This window comes from Phaeobacter sp. 11ANDIMAR09 (genome assembly GCF_001294455.1).
Lineage (GTDB): Bacteria > Pseudomonadota > Alphaproteobacteria > Rhodobacterales > Rhodobacteraceae > Pseudophaeobacter.
This window is the reverse complement of record NZ_LIKT01000098.1, coordinates 1-601: the sequence shown is the minus strand read 5'-3', so window position 1 is coordinate 601 and position 601 is coordinate 1. Positions and strand designations below refer to the sequence as shown.

Annotated in this window: 1 pseudogene; it reads left to right on the top strand. The window is 56.1% G+C overall.

What is annotated here, in order from left to right:
- Window positions 1-601, top strand: a pseudogene (locus AN476_RS22305) (DDE-type integrase/transposase/recombinase); the annotation flags it as partial.

Below are 601 nucleotides of genomic sequence, written 5' to 3'. Positions count from 1 at the left end.
CACGCTTGGTCAGCATCGCTCTACCCAACGCAAGGTGCCGCATGGCCGGGCCGATGAGGAGCGGCTGACCGACGACATCATCGAGTTGGCCGATCAATACGGGCGCTATGGCTATCGCATGGTGACCGGCTTGCTGAACAATGCGGGCTGGCATGTGAACCACAAGCGCGTTGAACGTATCTGGCGACGTGAAGGGCTGAAAGTTCCACAGAAACAGAAGAAAAAAGGTCGGCTTTGGCTGAATGACAGGTCATGCGTGCGTCTCAGGCCAGAGCGCCCAAACCACGTTTGGTCCTACGACTTTGTCCAAGATCGCACGGCTGATGGCCGGATAAATCGAACGCTCAACATCATCGATGAATACACAAGGGAGGCGCTGATGATCCGCGTTGATCGTAAGCTCAACTCCACGGACGTGCTGGATGCGCTGACAGATTTGTTCATCCTGCGCGGCCCACCTAAATACATAAGGTCGGACAATGGCCCAGAATTTATCGCCCAGAAAGTGCGCGATTGGATCGCGGCTGTCGGTGCCAAGACGGCCTATATCGAGCCGGGGTCACCCCTCTCGTGCATGGGAAAACGGATACTGCGAAAGCTT